The organism is Pseudomonas machongensis, from assembly GCF_034961125.1.
Taxonomy (GTDB): Bacteria; Pseudomonadota; Gammaproteobacteria; order Pseudomonadales; family Pseudomonadaceae; genus Aquipseudomonas; species Aquipseudomonas machongensis.
The window spans coordinates 1-4,705 of sequence record NZ_JAYFUI010000067.1 but is presented as its reverse complement, the minus strand read 5'-3'; the positions used below and the strand labels follow the sequence as shown (position 1 = coordinate 4,705).

Annotated in this window: 2 protein-coding genes and 1 rRNA gene; all 3 read right to left on the bottom strand. The window is 64.8% G+C overall.

What is annotated here, in order from left to right:
• Positions 1-939, bottom strand: a 939-nt coding sequence (locus VA602_RS05340; RefSeq protein ID WP_323452688.1) for a UvrD-helicase domain-containing protein, incomplete at its 3' end; no start/stop codon positions are given.
• Positions 936-4,418 (bottom strand): exodeoxyribonuclease V subunit gamma, encoded by a 3,483-nt coding sequence (recC, locus tag VA602_RS05335; protein WP_323452687.1) that lies wholly within the window; start codon positions 4,416-4,418, stop codon positions 936-938. The genes VA602_RS05340 and recC, both read right to left, overlap by 4 nt.
• Before the next feature lie 166 nt (positions 4,419-4,584).
• Positions 4,585-4,700: ribosomal RNA gene (gene rrf / locus VA602_RS05330) — 5S ribosomal RNA — on the bottom strand.
• Positions 4,701-4,705 lie beyond the last annotated feature (5 nt).

The window sequence follows — 4,705 nt, the reverse complement described above, 5'->3', positions numbered from 1 at the left end:
TGCAGGGTGGTCCGGCGGCTCGCCCGATTTCCAGGCCTCGGCCATGCCTGCAGGTGTGAGGCGAGTGAAACCGGTGCCCAGGTCGAGTTCCATGGCCTGCTCGTCACCCGCCCAGGCGCGCAGCTTGTCAAACCAGGGGTCGAAAAAACGTGCCTGCAACTTGCGGCCATCGGCCTGCTTGGCGGCCACCGCCGCGCGGCAGATTTCGTGCAACTCGTCGGCCCACTGGGCCCAGGGAGCCTTGAGCGCGCCCAGTTGCGCCTGGCGTCGCTGCAGGGCGGATTCGATCAGCGCCTGTGGATCGGCGCCGTCGTCTTCCCTGCTGACACGGCCGAACAGCGGACGGATGCGCGGCAGCAACGCGTCCGGGCTCACCCAATGGCTGCGCACCCAGGCCAGCGCTTCGCCCTGCATGCCGTAGCAGAAGCGCCGCCAGTAATCGCGCATGACCTGGCCGAGCAGCTCGCTGTGATCGGTCTCCAGGCTCTGGGTGAACAGGCTGCCGCTGTCGAAGGCATGCTCGCGCAGCATGCGCTGGCACCAGCCGTGAATGGTCGAGACCGCCGCTTCGTCCATCCACTGCACTGCGACCTCCAGGCGACTGGCGCAACGTGCCCAGTGCTCCTGTGGATAATCGTCGCGCAGCAGGTGCAGCAAGGGGTCGGCGTCGTCCAGCTCGCCCCTGAAGAAACGTGCAGCCTCGGCCAGGCGCGCGCGAATCCGCTCGCGCAGCTCCTTGGTCGCAGCGTCGGTGAAGGTCACGACGAGAATCTGCGGCGGCAGCAGTTCGCGGGCAAAGCCTTGCTCCCCGCCATGGCCGAGGATCAGACGCAGGTAGAGCGCCGAGATGGTGAAAGTCTTGCCGGTGCCGGCACTGGCTTCGATCAGCTGGCTGCCGTGCAGGGGAAAGCTCAGGGCCAGGGGACGGGCCTGGGTCATGCGGCGGTCTCCGGATTGCCTTGGGTCTGCCAGGCGGCGGCAAACAGGGGTCGGTAGAGGGATTCGCACCAGCCTTCGAAGGTCTCGTCAGCCGTGAGCGCAGCAAAGTCGCGGAACTGACGCATCAGTGCAAGGCTCTCGCTGCGCTCGCCGAAGCTGTTCTGGCCGTCGCCTTCATAGGCGCGCTCGGCGGCAGCCTGGGCTTTGTCCGGGTCTGGTTGGCCCAGCCAGGCGAAAGCAGTCTTGGGCGCTACGGGCAGGGGCGCATTCATTGCGGCCTGACGCGCCACCAGCAGATCGGCAAGCAAATCACCCGCCTGTGCCGCGGCCATCGGTGCGAGCAGCAAGGTTCGGTCACTGGCGACCAGGGCCGTGTGCAATGGATAACCGGCAGCGCAGGCCGCCAAATGCATGACCCACGCCGGAATCAGCCGATGCCATTTGAGACTGTTGCGCCCGGCACCCAGGCTGTTGGGCACGGTGGTGATGCTCAGAAGGCTCTGTTCATCATCCTGATAGACGCGCCCAAGCCAACCTTCCAGGCGCTGCGGGCCACGCTCGAAGTGCAGCGGCAGAGCGCCCTCTACCACGGTATGCCAGCGCTGCAACAGCTGGCGATGGCGTTGCAGTAGGTCTGGCAGGGGCTGGATCAGTTCCGCCTGCAGCGACTCGCCGAAACCCGCCAATGGCAGCAGCCCACATGCCTGCAGGCGTCGGGCCTGGGTACGCAGCGCTTGTTCGGCGTCGTCGGGTGTGGCCAATGCAGCGCCAAGCAGCCGCTCGCTGAGGCTGTAGCGTTGCAGGGCATCGAGCACGAAAGGCTCCTCGTCCGGCGTTGGCGCCTCCAGCGCTTCGAAGAACACCTTCAGGCGCTGGCTGAAGAAATGCCGGACCGGATGGCGGAGAAAATCCTGCAGTTGCGTCAGGTTCAGTGGCTCATCGCTGTCGTAGGGCGGCAACGCCTGATCGACCTCCGAGGCCGGCTCGACGGGCTGATGCAAGACCTGCCATTCGTGGGCGTAGCTGAACAGTGCGCTGCCCTTCTGGAAGTAGCGCTGGCTGAAGGGTTGCAGGGGATGCTCCTGGGTCAGGGCATGCAGCAACTGCTGGCCGGGGTCATTACGCTGGCCTTGCTGGGCACCGGCCAGCTGCCAACCGGCGGCAAGATGGTCGCGCAATTGGCCGACCAGCACCGAGGCGGGGCGTTCGCTGTTGTCGCGAATACTGCGTCCGACCCAACTCACATAGAGTTGGTCGCGAGCAGACAGCAGCGCCTCGAGCAGCAGGTAGCGGTCATCTTCGCGGCGCGAACGATCGCCAGGACGGTAATCGCTGGCCATCAGATCGAAGTCCAACGGCGGCTGGGCGCGAGGATAGTCGCCGTCGTTCATGCCCAGCAGGCAGACTACGCGGAATGGGATGGCGCGCATGGGCATCAACGTGCAGAAGTTCACCGAGCCGGCCAGGAAACGCTGGGACAGCTTGCCCTGGTCCAACCCCGACAGCCAGGCCTCGCGCACGACCGTGAGCGGCAGTGGATCGTGCAGGCCGACGGTCTCGCAGGTTTCCAGCCAGGTATCACGCAGGTCCTGCAATTGCACCAGCAGCAGCTCGTCGTGCTCCTCCTCGGCGAGGAAGAACACCTGCAACAGCGCATGCAGGCGCGCCCCCCACACCACGGGGCTGGCCGGCTCGGCGAGGGTCTGGAACGCCACGTCCAGGGCATCGAGCAGGGCCACCAGCGGGCCAATAAGGGCCGCGTCGAGGCCACCGATCTCGTCATAGGGCTCAATGCCGTCACAGGCCTCGCCGACACCTACGGCGTAACCCAGCAGCATCCGGCGCAGGCCGAACCGCCAACTGTTCTGCTCCAGGCCTTCGGGCAACCCGAGGCGGGCACGTTGTTCACCGCTCAGGCCCCAACGGATGCCGGCCCCCTCGATCCAGCGGTGCAGAGTCGGCAGGTCACTCTCCTTGATCCCGAAGCGGGCGCGCACGGCGGGGACATCGAGCAGGTCGAGGATCTCGCTCACGGCGAAACGGCTGTCGGGGAGCTTGAGCAGATGCTCCAGGGCGATCAGCAGTGGATCGCGGCCGCGCTGGCCCTGGTCGGTGAGGGTGAAGGGGATGTAGCGCGGATCATGGCGGTCGAGTTGGCCGAAGACAGCGCGGATATGCGGGGCGTAGTCATCGATGGCCGGAAGCATGACGATGACATCGCGCGGCCGCAGGGTAGGATCGCTGCTGAAGCGCGCAAGCAACTGGTCGTGGAGGATCTCCACTTCGCGCTGCGGGCTGTGGGCGATGTGGAAACGTACCGAACGGTCGCGGCTGGCATCGATGGCAGGCCAGGCCTCGCGGGTTTCAGCCAGCGGGCGCAGCTCGAGGATGTCGTCCTGCAACTGGTTGAGCAGGGTCGCGGGCTGGGCGTCGCTGAACAGGTCGATGCGACCGTCGCTGAAGACACCACGATAACTGTTTGGATCATCGTAGCTATCGAGCAGGTTGATGTAGTCGCGGCCCTGCTTGCCCCAGGCGGCCAGCAGCGGATGAGCGTGCTGGTGCATCGATTCGTCGTCCAGTTGCAGGGGCATGCCGTGCTTGCGCTGTTGGCGCTTGTACTGGTGCCGGAGCAGGTCTTTGTCAGCGACGATATCCCCCCAGTGATGACGGCAAGGGTTGTGCACGCACAGCAATACCTGGCTGAAGCGGGCTAGCCCGGCCAGGGCTTCAAGGGCCTGGGCGGGCAGCGACGAGATACCAAAGACGATTACCCGCGACGGTAGGCCCGCAGGAGCTTGCTCAAGGGTATCCATGCGCGTGATGAAACGCTGATGGACGCCAGCACGACTCTGGGCCATACCTTCTGCACCGACATCGTCGAGCAATGCGCGCCACAACTCGGCCTGCCAGCGGTTGCCTTCCGCCAGGGGCTTGCGCTCTCCGCGGGCGGTGTTGAGCACGTGCTCTCCAGCGGCCCAGTCCTTGAGCCAGTCGGCGCGGTACACCTGGTATTGGTCGAACAAGTCAGCCAGACGTTCGGCGAGCTGGTAGCGCTTGCGCAGGTCGTTGTCGTCGGTGAGAAAGCGCTTGAGTGGCTCGAAGTACGGTCGCTCGATCAGTGCTGGCAACAAGCGTACGAGGCGCCAGGTCAGCGGTGCCTTGTCGAGCAGCGACACCTCGGGAATCTCGTCGCGGCCCAGCACGAGGCGATAGAGCTGCCACATGAAAGTGCCGGGCAACTGGACGTCGATGGCCGCAGCGATACCGCAGCCGCCTTGATCATCGTCCTGCGGATCTTCGGCCAGTGCGAGCTTGAGCCATTGGGCAATACCGTTGCTCTGCACCAGGGCGATTTCGTTCTCCAAAGGCGCCAGGGGATAGTTGCGCATCACGCTCACGACCAGGTTGCGCAAATCGTCTAGGCGGTTGCCCTGGACGATCATGAAACCTGGGTGCAGTGACGTGGTGTTGGCCATTGGGTGCTCTCTGGAAGACGGTGTGCGCTGACGGAACCATACCCTGTAGAGGCAGGCTTGTCCCGTGGCGTGCGCGGTGTCGGCGTGGGGGAGCGATGCGACCTGGCGAACGCCAGAAAGACAAAACCCCTACCTGCTCGCGCAGATAGGGGTTTTGCGAAATGAATCTTGACGATGACCTACTCTCACATGGGGAAACCCCACACTACCATCGGCGATGCATCGTTTCACTGCTGAGTTCGGGATGGGATCAGGTGGTTCCAATGCTCTATGGTCGTCAAGAAATT